Origin of the sequence: Microcoleus sp. FACHB-831, assembly GCF_014695585.1 — a bacterium.
Lineage (GTDB): Bacteria > Cyanobacteriota > Cyanobacteriia > Cyanobacteriales > FACHB-T130 > FACHB-831.
Genome location: NZ_JACJON010000075.1, coordinates 1 through 17,547, shown reverse-complemented (window position 1 = coordinate 17,547; position 17,547 = coordinate 1). Strand labels below are relative to the sequence as shown.

Here is a 17,547-nt window from a genome sequence, read left to right as displayed (position 1 = left end):
GGAAAAAATATGACAACTGAACAAGTAACCCAGGACAGTCAGAATAATCAGTTGGATATAACACAGCTACTAGAAACTCTGGTTGCTGTGAAAAAAGGTGACTTTACAGCGCGGATGCCTATAGACCAGACTGGCCTGGGTGGGAAAATATGCGACACCCTCAACGACATCATCGAGATGAACGAAAGGATGGTCGAGGAGTTCAAGCGGATCAGCACAGTTGTTGGTAAAGAAGGAAAAATAGCCCAGCGAGCCTCACTGGGAGCCGCCAGAGGCTCGTGGACAGCGTGCGTTGATTCGGTAAATACCCTCATTACCGATTTAGTTCAGCCTATGGCCGAAACAGCCCACGTCATCCGCGCTGTAGCCAATGGCGACTTATCTCAAACCATCGCTCTAGAAATCGAAGGCAGACCCCTCAAAGGCGAATTTTTGCAAACCGCCCAAATAGTCAACACAATGGTGGAGCAGCTTGGTTCCTTTGCAAGCGAAGTAACCAGGGTGGCGCGAGAGGTGGGAACGGAAGGTAAGTTGGGCGTGCAAGCCGAGGTGAAGGGAGTTGCCGGAACCTGGAAAGACCTGACGGACAACGTAAACTTGATGGCAGGCAATCTGACAGCCCAAGTGCGAAACATTGCCGAAGTGACGACGGCTGTAGCTAACGGCGACTTGTCTAAGAAAATCACTGTAGACGTAAAAGGCGAAATTTTAGAGCTGAAAAACACCATCAACATCATGGTAGATCAGCTCAATTCGTTTGCTAGTGAGGTAACGCGGGTAGCCCGCGAGGTTGGAACTGAAGGTAAGTTGGGCGTGCAAGCCGAGGTGAAAGGAGTTGCCGGAACCTGGAAAGATTTGACCGACAACGTAAACTTGATGGCGGGGAATCTGACAGGACAAGTGCGAAATATCGCCGAAGTTACTAAGGCTGTAGCTAACGGCGACTTGTCTAAGAAAATCACTGTAGACGTAAAAGGCGAGATTTTAGAGCTGAAAAACACCATCAACATCATGGTGGATCAGCTAAACTCCTTTGCGAGTGAAGTAACCAGGGTAGCCCGCGAAGTGGGTACGGAAGGTAAGCTGGGCGGTCAAGCAGAGGTGAAGGGAGTTGCCGGAACCTGGAAGGACTTGACCGACAGCGTGAACTCGATGGCGGGTAACTTGACAGCCCAAGTACGAAATATCGCTGATGTTACGACGGCTGTAGCTAACGGCGACTTATCCAAGAAAATTACCGTAGATGTAAAAGGGGAAATCTTAGAGCTGAAGAACACCATAAACATCATGGTGGATCAGCTTTCTTCCTTTGCGAGCGAAGTAACCAGGGTGGCCCGCGAGGTGGGAACGGAAGGAAAACTGGGCGTGCAAGCCGAGGTGAAAGGAGTTGCCGGAACCTGGAAAGATTTGACCGACAACGTGAACTTGATGGCAGGGAATCTGACAGGACAAGTGCGAAATATCGCCGAAGTTGCGACAGCGATCGCTAATGGCGACCTTTCTAAGAAAATTACTGTAGATGTAAAAGGCGAAATCTTAGAGCTGAAAAACACCCTCAACATCATGGTGGATCAGCTTTCTTCCTTCGCCTCTGAAGTAACTAGGGTAGCCCGCGAAGTGGGTACCGACGGCAAACTGGGCGGTCAAGCAGAAGTGAAGGGAGTCGCCGGAACTTGGAAAGACTTGACCGATAGCGTGAATTCGATGGCAGGCAACCTGACATCCCAGGTGCGAAACATCGCTGAAGTTACAACGGCTGTAGCTAATGGCGACTTATCCAAGAAAATTACAGTAGACGTAAAAGGCGAAATCTTAGAACTGAAAAACACCGTCAACACGATGGTGGATCAGCTAAACTCGTTTGCTAGTGAGGTAACTAGGGTTGCCCGCGAAGTGGGCGCGGAAGGTAAGTTGGGCGGTCAAGCCGAAGTGCGGGGAGTTGCCGGAACTTGGAAAGATTTGACCGACAACGTGAACTTTATGGCAGGGTCTTTGACAGCGCAGGTGCGAAATATCGCCGCCGTCACGACGGCTGTAGCTAACGGCGACTTATCCAAGAAAATTACAGTAGACGTAAAAGGAGAGATGCTAGAGCTGAAAAACACCGTCAACACGATGGTGGATCAGCTAAACTCCTTTGCTAGTGAGGTAACTAGGGTAGCGCGAGAGGTGGGAACGGAAGGCAAACTCGGCGTGCAAGCAGAAGTGCGAGGAGTTGCTGGAACCTGGAAAGACCTGACCGACAGCGTGAACTCGATGGCAGGCAACCTGACAGGACAGGTGCGAAACATTGCCGAAGTTGCGACCGCGATCGCTAACGGCGACCTTTCTAAGAAAATTACTGTAGATGTACGCGGCGAAATCTTAGAGCTGAAAAAGACCATCAACACGATGGTTGACCAGCTAAACTCCTTCGCGAGTGAAGTAACCAGGGTAGCCCGCGAGGTGGGCGCAGATGGTAAATTAGGCGGTCAAGCCGAAGTGCGCGGTGTTGCCGGAACCTGGAAGGATCTGACCGACAGCGTGAACTTCATGGCAGGTTCCTTGACAGCCCAAGTGCGAAACATCGCCGAAGTTACAACGGCTGTAGCTAACGGCGACTTATCCAAGAAAATCACCGTAGACGTAAAAGGCGAAATCTTAGAACTGAAGAACACCGTCAACATCATGGTGGATCAACTTAGTTCCTTCGCCAGTGAAGTAACTAGGGTGGCGCGAGAGGTGGGAACGGAAGGGAAGCTGGGCGTGCAAGCCGAGGTGAAGGGAGTTGCCGGAACCTGGAAAGACCTGACCGACAACGTAAACTTGATGGCAGGCAATCTGACAGCCCAAGTGCGAAACATTGCCGAAGTGACGACGGCGGTGGCAATGGGCGACCTCTCGAAGAAAATCACTGTAGATGTGCGAGGGGAAATTTTAGAGCTGAAGAATACCATCAACATCATGGTCGATCAGCTTAACTCTTTTGCGAGTGAAGTAACGCGGGTTGCGAAAGAGGTGGGTACGGAAGGTAAGTTGGGCGGTCAAGCGTATGTCCGGGGAGTTGCCGGAACCTGGAAAGACCTGACAGACAACGTGAACTTGATGGCGGGGAATCTGACAGGACAAGTGCGAAATATCGCCGAAGTTACTAAGGCGGTGGCGAATGGCGACTTGTCTAAGAAAATCACCGTAGATGTAAAAGGGGAAATCTTAGAGCTGAAAAACACCATAAACATCATGGTGGATCAGCTAAACTCGTTTGCGAGTGAAGTAACCAGGGTTGCCCGCGAAGTGGGAACGGAAGGTAAGCTGGGCGGTCAAGCAGAGGTGAAGGGAGTTGCCGGAACCTGGAAGGACTTGACAGACAGCGTGAACTCGATGGCGGGTAACTTGACAGCCCAAGTGCGTAATATCGCTCGCGTGGTTACGGCGGTGGCAAATGGCGACTTGAAACGCAAGTTGGCGTTGGAGGCTAAGGGCGAGATTGCGACTTTGGCCGATACGATTAACGAGATGATTGACACTCTGGCGACGTTTGCCGATCAGGTGACAAGCGTGGCGCGTGAGGTGGGGATTGAAGGTAAGTTGGGCGGTCAGGCGAAGGTGCCTGGTGCTGCGGGAACTTGGCGAGATTTGACGGACAACGTGAACGCGATGGCGGCAAACCTGACTACACAGGTACGAGCGATCGCTGAAGTAGCTACAGCCGTTACCAAGGGCGACCTGACCCGATCTATTTCCGTTGAAACGCAGGGTGAAGTTGCCATCCTGAAAGACAACATCAACCAGATGATTGCCAATCTGCGCGAAACCACGCAGAAGAATACGGAACAAGACTGGCTGAAGACGAACTTAGCCAAGTTTACCCGGATGTTGCAGGGTCAGCGAGACTTGGAGACTGTCTCGAAGTTAATTTTATCTGAGCTAACTCCCCTAGTGTCCGCGCAGCACGGTGTCTTCTATCTAATGGATACGGCTGGCGTCGGTCAGCCAATCTTGAAACTGGTTAGTACATATGCTTACCGAGAGCGCAAGCATTTAGCGAACCAGTTCCATATGGGTGAAGGTCTGGTGGGACAATGCGCCCTGGAAAAAGAGCGGATTTTGCTGACTGAAGTACCCTACGACTACATAAAAATTAGTTCTGGGTTGGGAGAAGCCACACCTCTAAATGTAGTCGTCTTGCCAGTACTGTTTGAAGGGCAGGTAACGGCGGTGATCGAGCTAGCATCTTTCCGCCGCTTTAGCGAAATTCACCTGACGTTCTTCGACCAACTGACTGAAAGCATTGCCATCGTGTTGAATACGATCGCGGCGAGTATGCGTACTGAAGAGTTGCTCAAACAGTCGCAGTCTTTGACCGAAGAACTGCAAAGTCAGCAGAAAGAACTCACAGACACCAACAAGCGACTGGAACAACAAGCAAAATCGCTGCAAGCTTCAGAAGAATTGTTGAAAAATCAGCAAGAAGAGTTGCAGCAAACCAACGAAGAGTTGGCAGAAAAAGCGCGATTGTTATCTCAGCAAAACCACGAGGTGGAGCGCAAGAACAGCGAAATCGAACAAGCACGGCTGGCGCTGGAAGAAAAAGCCGAACAACTGGCTTTGACTTCTAAATATAAGTCTGAGTTTCTGGCAAATATGTCGCACGAATTGCGAACGCCGCTGAATAGTTTGTTGATTTTAGCTCGGTTACTTGCTGATAATGCCGACGCCAATTTGAGCAAGCGACAAGTAGAGTTTGCACAAACAATTCATGCAGCAGGAACCGATTTGCTGTCGCTGATTAATGACATCCTCGATTTGGCAAAGATCGAGTCAGGAACGATGGTAGTTGATATCGACCAAGTAGTGTTTGCGGACTTGGGAGATTATATGGATCGAACGTTCCGCCAAGTAGCGCAGGATAAGGGTATTGGTTTTATCATCCAGACGAGCGAGTTTTTGCCCCGCGCTATCCACACTGACTCGAAGCGTTTGCAACAGGTGTTGAAAAATCTGCTTTCTAATGCCTTTAAGTTTACTGATAAGGGTCAGGTAACTTTGCACGTCGGGTTGGCAACTGAGGGCTGGAGTATGGATCACGAGGCGCTAAATCGTGCCGAGTGTGTAGTCGCCTTCTCGGTAAGCGACACGGGAATTGGTATTCCGGGAGATAAGCAGAGGGTAATTTTTGAGGCGTTCCAGCAGGCGGATGGGACGACTAGCCGCAAATACGGCGGTACTGGGTTGGGCTTGTCTATTAGCCGGGAAATCGCTCGTCTGCTGCATGGGGAGATTCGCTTGGTGAGTCAGCTAGGCGTGGGTAGCAAGTTTACGCTGTATCTGCCCCAGACTTATGTGCCTACTCCGGTTAAGGTGCAAAGTAATGCTGAGGGGGTAGCAAAAACTTATGCTTCGACGCTGAGAACTTTAGAGGCGACTGTGGTAGGAACGGGAAGCACAACTGCTGCTAATTCGGTGGGTGTTAGTCCGCAGGTTGTTCCCCAATCTTCAATTTCCAATACTCATGTTGTTAATGCTAGTCAGTCACCACCGAGCCAGAATGTGGCGGTGACAAGAGAAGTTGATATGGCGCCGCTGCCGCAAATTGTTGATGACCGAGGGGATATTCAGCCTGGCGATCGCAAGTTTTTGATTGTTGAGGATGATACAAATTTTGCTCGCATCCTTTTGGATATGGCACGGCAAAGGGGCTTTAAGGCTATTGTGGCTTTGCGCGGCGATGAAGGGCTGAATCTGGCCCAGGAGTATATGCCGGATGCGATCGCCCTCGACATTAATTTGCCAGTGATCGATGGTTGGACGATTTTAGAGCGGCTGAAAGAAAACCCCAAAACTCGTCACATTCCGATTCACATTGTATCGGTCGAGGAGTGCCAGCAGCGTAGCTTGCAACAAGGCGCGATCGCTTATATGAGAAAGCCTGTTAGCAGCGAAACTTTGTCTCAGGCGTTTGCCAACCTAGCTACCCAAAGTGCGCTTAACGGGAAAGATGGCAGTTCTGCGACAGATACCCGTTCCACACCGAAGTTGAAACACTTACTGCTGGTTGAAGATGATGTGCTGCAACGTCAAACCATTGTCGAAGGTCTGGGAAATAGCGATCTGAAAACGACTGTCGCCGATACTGGTGAAGCTGCGCTGAGGGAACTAAAAACCAAAACCTTTGATTGCGTGGTACTTGATTTGAAGCTGCCTGATATCTCTGGTTTCCAGCTTATCGAGCAGATCCGGCAGGAGCTAAAGCTCTGGTCTGTACCCATCATCGTGTATACGGGGAGAGAGCTTAGTTACAGCGAAGATGCTCAACTAAAGCGGATGGCAGATATGGTGATTACCAAGGACGATCGCTCGCTCGATCGGCTGGTGGACGAAACCTGCGTGTTTCTTAACCGAGTTCGCAAGAATTTGCCCGTAGCTACCTCTGCGGCACCTGTTGCAAATGTTGGCCAGGAAGTGCGGCAGCCTTTGCAGACGCCTCCAACTCAGAATTCTGCACCCAGTATCCAATCAACAACCCCTGATGCCCAAACCCAACGCGAAGCGAGCCGCGTATCGCTAGATGTAACAGCCTCCGCTTTAGTTGGACGCAAAGTGTTGATCGTCGATGACGATGCTCGCAATGTTTTTGCTCTGGCTAGTATGTTGGAGCGCTATCAGATGGAGGTGGTGTATGCAGACAATGGCCGGGACGGAATTAGCATGCTGCAAAACACGCCTGATATCGCGGTTGTGTTGATGGATGTGATGATGCCGGAGATGGATGGGTATGAGACGATGCAGGCTATACGCCAGATTGAGGAGTTCAAGACGCTGCCAATGATTGCCTTGACGGCTAAGGCCATGAAGGGCGATCGCGAGAAGTGTATCGAAGCTGGCGCCTCGGATTACATCACTAAACCTGTTGATACCGAGCAACTGCTCACTCTCTTGCACCGTTATCTGATCTCGTAAAATTCATCAATTAAGAATTAGCGAGGCTGAATTAGTTTAAATTCAGCCTCGCTAATTTTTTATTTCTAGGAGTAGGTGAAGCACGCCATTACTAAAAACTAACAATTCTCGGCAAACAGCCAAAACGGTTGTTATTTTTTGTCCTTAATTTGTTGCGATCGCCACTCGCGAAACGCATCTATTGCGGTGTCTGCTCAGGATCTTGTTCAGATCCCCGACTTCGCAAAAGTTGTCGGTTATCTCGCCTTCAACTTGTTAGTTTTTATACCCCTAAAAATTTATAACTAATATCCCCGGGCCTCTTGAGAATGATTAACATTAAACATGTCTAAATTTTTGGTAAAATATTTAGGAATAATTTTCAATAAAGCTGTTCATGCCAGACCGTTTTCTGCTCAAGACAACTGACCTGTGGAATCGCCGCCAAATTCTCAAGCTAGGGCTGGCTGGAATGGGGATAACGGGAACAGCGCTAGCCTTGCAGCAGCTAGCCAAACAGAACGCAACATCAGCACAGGTTAAAATACCGCCACTACCCAGCCATCCAGCAACAAGCAACGCAGGCATAAACCCCATGCAGGTGTTGCGGGATTTTGATTATGGTACTGTTAAACGCGAAAACGGGCGCACGGTTAGAGAATTTCGGATTACTGCGACAAACTCTACAGTACAACTCAATAGCGCAGTCACCTTCAACACTTGGAATTTCAACAATCGCGTACCGGGACCAACGCTAAGAGTAACAGAGGGCGATCGCGTCCGGGTAGTTTTCCTCAACCAAGGCGGGCATTCCCACTCGATGCATTTTCATGGCATCCATCACGCCGATATGGATGGTATTCGTCCAATACGCAATGGTGCTGCCACTATTTATGAATTTGATGCCGAACCTTTTGGCGTCCACCTTTACCATTGCCACGTTGAACCAGTAACGCGACATATCGGTAAAGGACTCTATGGGATGTTCATCATCGATCCGCCAAAAGCACGTCCCCCAGCCGATGAAATGGTGCTGGTAATGGCTGGTTATGACGTGAATGAGGACAGGCGAAACGAATTTTATGCTTTTAATGGGATACCGGATTACTACATGATGCATCCCATCCCTATTTACCAACATCAGAAAGTGCGGCTATACGTCCTCAACATGATTGAATGGGATGCGGCGGCTACGTTTCACTTGCACGCCAATATGTTTGGGGTATATCCCACTGGACGCACCCTTACGCCTAGAGAAGACACGGATGTGATTACGATGGGTACGACTGAGAGGCACATCCTAGAATTTTCCTATCGCTATCCGGGCAAGTATATGTTTCACCCCCATCAAGATTATATTGCTGAGGCTGGTTGCATGGGCGCGTTTGAGGTAATACCTCCTACTTAGTTGAAAATTTTAGCAAAGTAGTTGATATAATTTGTCAACTACTGGGATAATAAAACCTTCAATTGCCATTTAGAAAATATTTGCGGAATTTACAATTATGCGCTGTTTTCGTTCCTTATCTCTTGCTGCGGCGATCGCCACTCTGATTTCTCTAAGCGCCTGCGGCGATGCCTCCAACAACGGCAACACATCTTCCCCAAGTGCTAACACTTCCCCAGCTGCTAGTGCATCCCCGGTGGCAAGTACTTCCAGCACCGAAACTACTGCTCACAATCACGGTGGTGGCAAGAAAATCAACATCAACAGCGCTATTTTGTCCGAGTTGGATAAATTAGAAGCAAAATTAGGAATACCAGCACTTTCTAATAAGATTCAAGGCAGCCGTCCCTATGCCAGTCCTGAAGAATTAGTGTCGAAAAAGGTCATCAGTCAACCGCAGTTTGACCAAATTAAAGACATGGTGACAATTGAGGATGTGGTACTTACGGGAGAAGCTAAAGATGTTGACTACATGACCAAGCTAGGGTTAATGAAAGGGCATCTAATAGTTGCCCAAGAGCTTTTGGATGGGCAACTGCCAAAGCAAGCAGAACCTCACATAGGTCATCCAGTTGAAGAGATTTATGTAGATGTAGAAGAGCAGTTGCAGGAGCGCAATGTCAAAGAATTTAAGACAACTTTGATCGGTTTACAAGATTTGGTGAAAGCAAATCCGAAGGATGCCAAGGTTAAGACTAATTTTGCGTCGTCGATGCAAGCAGTTGATACGGCGATCGCGGGTTTACCAGAAGCACAGCGCTCCTCACCCAAATTTGTGTTACAGGTAATTAACGGGTTGCTGGATGCGGCAAACTCTGAATATGGGGCAGCGATCGCCAACGGTAAAGTGTCTGCGGCAATTGAATATCAAGATTCGCGCGGATTTGTCAACTATGCCGATAGCCTCTACAAAAATATTTCTGGCCAAATGGCAAAAGAGAATCCCGAAGCCCATAAAGCGATCTCTGACAGCATGACTCAACTGAAAACCGCTTGGCCCTCGGTAACTGCTCCGGCTGCACCCGTAAAAACCCCACAGCAAGTATCGCAGTTGATTAAGACAATTGAGCAAAATGCTCAAAAGGTAATCAAGTAATTTATTACTAACAATTTTGTAGGCGTGGTTTTCACTAAAATAGCGATGGGATAATTTGTAATATCCCTAAACCCGCTCTACTTAAAATCCTGAAGCTAAGAACTGATGAGAGAACTTGACCAGAAGAAGACCACCGACCTGCTAAACTCCATCATGGAATTTGAACTAGCAGGCGTTGTGCGCTACACTCACTATTCCCTAATGGTCACTGGGCCAAACCGGATTCCGATTGTGGAGTTTTTTAAGTTGCAGGCCAATGAGTCTCTAATGCATGCCCAACAAGTCGGAGAAATCCTCACGGGTTTAGAGGGTCATCCCAGCCTGCGAATTGCTCCTATGGAGGAAACCTACAGACACACGGTACAGGATATTTTGCAGGAAAGCCTAAACCACGAAAAAAAAGCGCTGGACTTATACAAATCCTTGCTAGATGTTGTCAACGATGCCAGCGTTTATTTGGAAGAATTCGCCCGCACAATGATTGGTCAAGAAGAACTGCATACCATCGAAATCAAAAAGATGTTGCGTGATTTCAGTTAATAGCTAATGGGGCATTAGAGAGTTATGAGTTATGAATTTATAACTCTCTCATACCCAATGACGGCAGGTGCTTCAACGGAGAGAACCTCCGCAACGCACTGCTTCCCCAATTGCAAATTTCAATTTTCAAAATATGGATTTTAGTTCTGCTTTACCAACCTTTGTTATTACCCTTAGAGAAGGCGTTGAAGCTGCTTTGGTTGTAGGAATTGTGCTGGCTTGCCTGAAAAAAGCCAAGCAGAGCAACCTCAATATTTGGGTATATGCTGGCGTGGGAGCCGGGATTGCCGCAAGTGCGATGGTGGGCGTACTGCTGGGTAATTTAGCTCAAACCTTATCGAATTTAAACTCTCCCTATGCAGCGATAATGGAGCCGCTTTTAGAAGGTTCCTTCAGTGTAGTAGCGATCGCTATGCTCAGTTGGATGCTGATCTGGATGACCAAGCAGGCACGCTCTATGAAATCTCAAGTTGAGGGTGCGGTGACATCTGCTCTTGCGCGGAATGCTGGCTGGGGCGTATTCAGTCTAATTTTCATTGCAGTTCTGCGAGAAGGTTTTGAAACTGTCCTGTTTATAGTTGCCAAATTTGAACAAGGTTTAATTCCATCCCTTGGGGCAATTAGCGGCATAGCTGTTGCAGCGGGTATAGGCGTATTGCTATTCAAATTAGGTGTCAAAATCAATATTCGCCTGTTCTTCCAAGTTATGGGCGTTTTATTGCTTTTCATTGTTGCTGGGTTGGTAGTCTCGTCGCTAGGCCACTTTGATACAGCAGTGGCTAGTTTATCCAAGATGAATCGTGCCTCGGCAAGCCTCTGTTTTTACTACGAAAGGTTTGCCAAAGACCCATCGTGTACTTTGGGGCCGATGGTTTGGAATACCACAAAAGTTTTACCTGATGACAAGTTTCCAGGGCTGCTTCTTAGTGCTTTGTTTGGCTATACCGATAAACTCTATATAGTTCAAGCAATTAGTTACATTGGGTTTTTGGTTGCTATCGGCGGCCTTTATTTCCGCAGCCTCGGCGGTCGCCCAAATGTTGCCAAAAAGGATACAGAAGCTAGCAGCGCAAAATCAGCTTGATACAGATATGTTTCTCGTTCTTGGGGTGTTACCTGGGAACGAGATTTAAACATTTATACCCTGGACTTACCTCATTTTTTCTGATATATTAATTTCGACGAGGAAGAAATAGGATGCAATAATTATTTTGTACATATTTCGATTATTTAATAATACTATAAAACTAGCAATTATCTACTAATAAGTAAGACAAATTAACTCCGCAAGCAGGATTCTGCACTCAATTGCTCGCTAGTATGTGGCCTATATTTACATGATTTATCGTTCATTGCCCTGAGCGATGAACAAATGAACAATAAACATCAAAAATTATTTATTTTTCCACAGCAGCTATTCGCGCCTCTAATTTGTTGATACGCTGCCTGAGTTCAACAACGAGTGTAGCTAGGCGGTCTACAATTGGGTCGCGTGTTGAAGCTCGTCTGTCTAACCTGGGAGGAACAAGGGGCGGCGGTGGGGTATTCGCTTGATTTCGTTGGGAAGAATCGGGGCGGTTAGAGAATTGATAAACTTGGGATTCAAGGCGACTTAACTGCGATCGCAGCAGCAAGTTATCGCCTTCCAATCTAGAGAGGCGGGATTCTAGTCCGAAGGAAGATTGAGCCACTGCCCAACGAGACAAAACGGTAAAAAGCAAAATTAAGGCAAGACAGAACAACCAAGTTTTCTTGACCATAAAAAACTCTTCCAATTTGGTTTAAATCGAGGTTCCAAAACGACTTAGTAACCGAGGAGCGATCGCATTTATAGGCAAAATATACTTGGCAGCACCTAGAGCGATCGCTTCACGCGGCATACCAAACACCACACAACTAGCTTCATCTTGAGCAATAGTAAGGCCACCAACCCCAGCGATCGCTTTCATACCCTCTGCGCCATCTCTACCCATGCCTGTAAGCAAAATTCCCACAGCCGACCGCCCGTAGAAACCTGCCACCGACTTAAAAGTTACTGTTATCGAAGGGCGATGACCTCCCACCGCAGGAGAGTTTAAATAGACAAATCGGCCACTCGCATCCAACTCTAAATGCCGCTGCTCCGGTGCAAAATAAATATTTCCTGGTCGAGGTAACTCAAAAGGCTGTGCAATTTTCACTGGCATTTGACACGATTTACCCAACCAATCCACCAACCCTTGCAAAAACCCTTCGCTGATATGCTGGATGCAAATCACGGGCGCAGACAAACTAGGCGGCAAATTAGTTAAAATCGCGTGCAAGGCTTGCGGGCCACCCGTAGACGCTCCAATTACTACCACCTTCGGGGCTGGGGATTGGGAACTGGGGGCTACATTTAAGGAATTAGGGGCATGGGGGCTAGGCGCTGGAGGCTGAGTTTTGTTAGCTGCGCCGTGCGTAGCACGTTTTGAGTTTAGTCTCCCAGTCTCCCCCTCTCCGAGACGCGATAAATCGGCGTCTCTACAAGACTCACTGTCTCTCCCTCTACGATGCTGGGTAAAGACGCTAACCCCAGAAAGTAGCTTAATCTTGCCGATCAAATCCTGCTTTGCTTGCTCGTAATCGGATGGCAACCCCGCACCAGGCTTGGGAAAAATATCTATTGCACCAGCTTGCAGCAGTTGAAAAACATTATCGCTATCCTTTTCTTCTACGGCGGCACTGATCACCAAAATCGGTCGAGGAAATTTGGACATGACTTCCCGCGTGAATTCCACTCCATTCATCTGCGGCATATACAAGTCTGTGCAAATTACGTCTGGAGAACAAGCGGGAATAAGCGCCAAGGCCTCTGTGCCAGTGCGAGCCTCTCCTACCACCTCAATTTCCGGCGAGGTAGCCAAGATTCGCTTGAGTATGGTCAGAGCAATTGGGGAATCCTCTACTAAGAAAACTCGAATACGAGAACGCGGCATACAAAACCATTAAAAAATCTAATAAATGCTGAATTACGACCATTTATGCGAAAAAAAATGGTAATAAGCCTTATATAGGCTTATTTTATAGGTTTTTAGTTATAATTCACAATTGATAATAATCTTGCCAAGTGCCGCGACTGGTCAGACACTAAACTTGGGAGTGTACTGGCAGTCTTTGAGGTTTTCGTGAAAAAAGTTTTAAGCATTATTCTCGGAGGTGGCGCTGGCACCCGCCTTTATCCGCTGACAAAGCTGCGAGCTAAGCCAGCTGTGCCCTTGGCAGGAAAGTATCGCCTGATCGATATCCCAGTCAGTAATTGCATCAACTCCGAAATTTTCAAGATCTACGTTTTGACGCAATTTAACTCCGCATCCCTGAATCGCCACATTGCTCGTGCCTACAACTTTTCTGGATTTACAGAGGGGTTTGTCGAGGTGCTAGCAGCTCAGCAAACGCCAGAAAACCCTAACTGGTTTCAAGGCACAGCAGACGCCGTTCGCCAGTATATCTGGCTGTTAGAGGAGTGGAACGCGGATGAGTACCTGATTTTGTCGGGAGACCACCTCTACCGCATGGACTATCGGCAGTTTGTGCAACGTCACCGGGACACAAATGCTGACATCACCCTATCGGTTGTGCCGATGGATGAGCGCCGTGCGTCGGATTTCGGCTTGATGAAAATTGATGATGCAGGTCGAGTGGTTGACTTCAGCGAAAAACCCAAAGGGGATGCGCTCAAGCAGATGCAGGTTGATACAGCCATATTAGGCTTGACACCTGAACAGGCTGTACAAAATCCTTACATCGCGTCGATGGGGATTTATGTATTCAAAAAAGATGTCCTGATCAAGCTGTTGAAAGAATCCCCCGAAAAGACAGATTTTGGTAAGGAGATTATTCCAGCTTCTGCTAAAGACTATAACGTTCAGGCTTACTTGTTTGATGGTTACTGGGAAGACATTGGAACCATCGAGGCGTTCTACGAGGCAAACTTGGCGCTTACGCGGCAACCGCAGCCGCCATTTAGCTTTTACGATGAGGATGCGCCAATTTACACACGCGCTCGTTACTTGCCTCCCAGTAAGCTGTTAGATTGCCAGGTAACGGAATCGATTATCGGCGAAGGCTGCATCTTGAAAGAATGTCGGATCGATCACTCGGTTTTAGGAGTGCGATCGCGCGTTGAAGCAGGCTGCACTATTGAAGACTCCCTGCTTATGGGAGCCGACTTCTACCAACCATTTGCCGAGCGACAAGCAAGCTGGGAAAGCCGCAACACCCCTCTAGGTATTGGTGCCAACACCAGAATTCGTCGCGCCATAATCGATAAAAATGCTTACATTGGCCGCGACGTGCAAATTATCAACAAAGACAGGGTGCAAGAAGCCGAGCGCGAAAGCGAGGGTTTTTACATCCGTAGCGGCATCGTCGTTGTTGTGAAAAATGCCGTGATTCCAGATGGCACGGTAATTTAGTATTTTGGATTTTGCCCAGGCGGAGTTTCTCCGCCTCCAATGATTTTGGATTTAAAATCTAAAATCTAGAATCTCGATGACTAGACTAATTCTCCTAATAGGACTTCCTGCTAGTGGCAAATCGTCTCTAGCGCAACAACTAATTTTACAATGCCCGACTCGCCGCATTATCTCTACAGACGCTATTCGCGCTTCTCTGTTTGGAGATGAAATTATTCAGGGAGATTGGCAGTTAGTGTGGAATGAAATACAGCGTCAATTTCGGCAAGCTGTTGAGCAAATAGCCTCTTCAGAAGGAGGTACAGCAATTTACGACGCCACAAATGCTGTTTGCAAACATCGGCAAGAAGCGATCTCTCTAGCCTTGGCTACTGGCTTTACCCGCATTACCGGATTGTGGGTGGATACGCCGCTTGAAGAATGTCTAAAACGGAACCTCAAGCGATCGCGAGTGGTTCCTGAAGAAGCAATCTTGCACATGCACCGACACTTGCAGGATGCACCACCAGCTTTTAGTGATGGAATAGATCGCCTGATCCGCCAGAGGGGGACAAGTAGGGAAATTGCGATCGCGCCTATAAGGAAAAACCGAACTCGACCTCAGTTAAGCTTTTGATATTCTAAGTCTGAGTTATTGCAACACTTCGCCAAAACCCGCGTTATAGGCGCGTCAGGGTTAGCATAGAAAAAAATTAAACTAAATCTTAAAGGATGAGGAGACAGGCTGATGCCAGCAACAGACTTTAAAGACTACTACGCCATCCTGGGAATCACTAAAACCGCCAGCGCCGATGAATTAAAAAAAAGCTACAGGCGTCTGGCACGAAAATACCACCCCGATATGAACCCAGGCAACAAAGAAGCTGAGGCTCGTTTCAAAGAAGTCAGCGAAGCCTACGAAGTTCTATCAGATCCAGAAAAACGTAAAAAATACGACCAGTTTGGTCAATACTGGAAGCAAGCTGAACAAGGCTGGCCTTCAGGAGCGGCGGGAGGAACCGGAGTTAACGTTGATTTCGGCGGTGGCGGCAGCTACGACTTCAGCCAGTACGCCAATTTCGACGAATTCATAAATGACTTGTTGGGTACTTTTGGCACTGCTGGTACTGGCACGCGGCGCACCGCACAACGCACCAGCTACCGCACGTCTACTGGTAGCCCTGGGGGGTTTAACGTTGGATTCGATCAGCAGGCAAGTACGGCAAACGCAGATAGAGAAGCCACCATCAGCCTCACTTTATCTGAAGCATTTCACGGCGTACAAAAGCGTTGGAAACTAGGTCAAGAAGATATTGATGTTCGTATTCCTGCTGGTGCTAAACAAGGCAGTCGGCTTCGCCTCAAAGGGAAAGGCTTGGTAAACCCCTACAATCAGCAACGGGGAGATTTGTACTTAAATGTAGAACTTCAGCCTCACTCCTTTTTCCAATTCGAGGGAGATAATCTCGTCTGCGAAGTGCCAATTACTCCAGATGAAGCAGTTCTGGGGGCGTCTATTGAAGTGCCAACTCCTGATGGGACAGTTAGCGTCAACGTTCCGGCGGGCGTCCGTTCCGGTCAATCGCTGCGGCTGAGAGGCAAAGGCTGGCCAAATCCCAAAGGCGGACGCAGCGATCAACTGGTGAAGCTAGCGATCGCCACACCCAAAGATATTACTCCAACTGAACGCGAATATTACGAGAAAATTAAGGCTAATCGCATGTTTAATCCGCGTAGCGATTTGCAACAAATACGCCTATAAATTTTGGAATTTAGATTTGTGATAAATCTAAAACCTAAATTCTAAGTTCCTTTATAAGTGCTGTTGCTGCTGCCTGTAAGGAAGCATACACAATTCTTGGTTGCCCGTTTATAAAAGATTGGCCTTCCAAGGATTCGCAGATGGTTCCTGCCTTTTGCCCATCAGACCGATATACTTCTAATACTTGGTGTATTGTCTCAGGCTGAAACCCTTGAAGAATTGAAGTCCACTCGCTTTTTTCAACTGAACGAATTCTAATTGTTTCATCCATCTGATGATGCCTCGTACATACACTACCTGACTTTACAGCTTTTCGACAGCGTTTAGCAGCGTCTTCAAATCGGCGTTAGGCTCTAGGAAGGAAAACAAGTGTTTATAGCGGAGTTTTCCTTCTTTGTCTAAAATAAACTGCCCTGGTAAAGGCGCTCCCAGTGCTTGACCAACTTCATAAGCCCGAAATACCAAGCAGCTGGAATCGCTGAGTAAGGGCATCTTTAAGCCCAAGTCTCGGACAACTTTTTGACTCTGCTGTTCATCTGTACTCGTAATCATTAACACCTCCACACCCCTAGAGGTAAACTCCTCGTAGTTTTCATTCATGGCTTTGATGTGAGGAAAGCACAAGGGGCAGTATTGCTTTTCTGTGAAGATGCGCGTAAAGGCGAGTATAACTGGTTTTTGTCCTCTATAGTTGGACAATTTTACTCTATTGTTGTGAGTAATATCCAGCAGTTGAAAGTCGGGAGTACTCTCTCCCAATCTTAAAGAGTTGGTTGCTGGAATGGGAAAGAAATTTTTGAAGAAGCGCTCGTTGAGTAAGCCGCTAAAGTCGTTAGAAGTCAGCACCATAAAAATCACCACTTAAAATTCAAGCATTTATAGTAAATTACATTCAAAGATTTCCTTCTGAGCGATCGCGCTCTCCTTAGCGAAGTATTCTGAAGGGGTAGAGGTGTAGTAGTACCCATATCCTGAAAATGTCTGCTCTGACTTCACTATACTCAGTTTACCCAAGCTAGCCTGCGGAAAAACGAAACGCTTACCTGCGTTGGAATTAAGCCAACACCTGCGAACATGAAAACTGAGGCTTAGGAACGCCACTTGGTATCAAAACTCAAACCCCAACAAAGCTAAAGATCTATAGACCTCCGAGGCAGTGTTGGGGCTTTTAATATAATTAACGCTTGTATGCGTGTAGACAGTGCTATTGTTTGCCCAGTCTCGGGAGAAGCGATCGCATTTTGTACCGCTACTTTAGAGGATGTTTTAAAAGTCAAACTGAGTCAAAACTCATGCAAGTCGTCGAACCATAAGACGTATCATCGCAATATAAATAAAAGTTTCTGAAGTTTGTGGTAAGCGTTCATAA

The 17,547-nt window shown here is 47.5% G+C and carries 12 protein-coding genes; 8 read left to right on the top strand and 4 right to left on the bottom strand.

What is annotated here, in order from left to right; all coding sequences use genetic code 11:
- Positions 1 to 9: 9 nt before the first annotated feature.
- The 5 genes from H6F77_RS23530 to H6F77_RS23510 all read left to right on the top strand — a co-directional run bounded on the left by H6F77_RS23530 (position 10) and on the right by H6F77_RS23510 (position 11,085).
- Entirely contained in the window at positions 10 to 6,939 is a 6,930-nt protein-coding gene (locus H6F77_RS23530) for a HAMP domain-containing protein (RefSeq protein ID WP_190491349.1), read from the top strand.
- A 376-nt stretch (positions 6,940 to 7,315) separates the two neighbouring features.
- Entirely contained in the window at positions 7,316 to 8,326 is a 1,011-nt protein-coding gene (locus H6F77_RS23525) for a multicopper oxidase domain-containing protein (protein WP_190491348.1), read from the top strand.
- Positions 8,327 to 8,423: 97 nt separating this feature from the next.
- Positions 8,424 to 9,461, top strand: a complete 1,038-nt coding sequence (locus H6F77_RS23520; RefSeq protein WP_190491347.1) for a ComEA family DNA-binding protein — start codon at positions 8,424 to 8,426, stop codon at positions 9,459 to 9,461.
- A gap of 105 nt (positions 9,462 to 9,566) precedes the next feature.
- A complete protein-coding gene (locus H6F77_RS23515) occupies positions 9,567 to 10,001 on the top strand; it encodes a ferritin-like domain-containing protein (protein WP_190491346.1) in 435 nt (144 codons plus the stop codon).
- A gap of 133 nt (positions 10,002 to 10,134) precedes the next feature.
- Positions 10,135 to 11,085, top strand: coding sequence for an FTR1 family iron permease (locus H6F77_RS23510; RefSeq protein WP_190491345.1), 951 nt, complete (start codon positions 10,135 to 10,137; stop codon positions 11,083 to 11,085).
- A 313-nt stretch (positions 11,086 to 11,398) separates the two neighbouring features.
- Here the strand turns inward: H6F77_RS23510 and H6F77_RS23505 are convergent, their stop codons facing one another.
- Both H6F77_RS23505 and cheB read right to left on the bottom strand, forming a co-directional pair.
- Positions 11,399 to 11,761 carry a hypothetical protein gene (locus H6F77_RS23505; protein WP_190491344.1) on the bottom strand — a complete coding sequence of 121 codons (363 nt, stop codon included), beginning with the start codon at positions 11,759 to 11,761 and terminating at the stop codon, positions 11,399 to 11,401.
- A gap of 21 nt (positions 11,762 to 11,782) precedes the next feature.
- A complete protein-coding gene (cheB, locus tag H6F77_RS23500; protein ID WP_190491343.1) occupies positions 11,783 to 12,958 on the bottom strand; it encodes a chemotaxis-specific protein-glutamate methyltransferase CheB in 1,176 nt (391 codons plus the stop codon).
- Positions 12,959 to 13,147: 189 nt separating this feature from the next.
- Here cheB and H6F77_RS23495 point away from each other — a divergent pair, with 189 nt between their 5' ends.
- The 3 genes from H6F77_RS23495 to H6F77_RS23485 all read left to right on the top strand — a co-directional run bounded on the left by H6F77_RS23495 (position 13,148) and on the right by H6F77_RS23485 (position 16,178).
- Positions 13,148 to 14,437: a glucose-1-phosphate adenylyltransferase gene (locus H6F77_RS23495; RefSeq protein WP_190491342.1), complete on the top strand. Its 1,290-nt coding sequence runs from the start codon at positions 13,148 to 13,150 to the stop codon at positions 14,435 to 14,437.
- A gap of 76 nt (positions 14,438 to 14,513) precedes the next feature.
- The gene (locus H6F77_RS23490; protein WP_190491341.1) at positions 14,514 to 15,053 is read left to right on the top strand and encodes an AAA family ATPase; all 540 of its coding nucleotides are present in this window, start codon (positions 14,514 to 14,516) and stop codon (positions 15,051 to 15,053) included.
- 111 nt (positions 15,054 to 15,164) lie between these two features.
- Positions 15,165 to 16,178, top strand: a complete 1,014-nt coding sequence (locus H6F77_RS23485; protein WP_190491340.1) for a DnaJ C-terminal domain-containing protein — start codon at positions 15,165 to 15,167, stop codon at positions 16,176 to 16,178.
- Between the two features lie 34 nt (positions 16,179 to 16,212).
- On the opposite strand, the gene H6F77_RS23480 is transcribed toward H6F77_RS23485, so the two are convergent.
- Positions 16,213 to 16,449, bottom strand: coding sequence for a hypothetical protein (locus H6F77_RS23480; protein WP_190491339.1), 237 nt, complete (start codon positions 16,447 to 16,449; stop codon positions 16,213 to 16,215).
- Positions 16,450 to 16,481: 32 nt separating this feature from the next.
- Positions 16,482 to 17,027 carry a peroxiredoxin family protein gene (locus H6F77_RS23475; protein WP_199321513.1) on the bottom strand — a complete coding sequence of 182 codons (546 nt, stop codon included), beginning with the start codon at positions 17,025 to 17,027 and terminating at the stop codon, positions 16,482 to 16,484.
- Between the last annotated feature and the right edge of the window lie 520 nt (positions 17,028 to 17,547).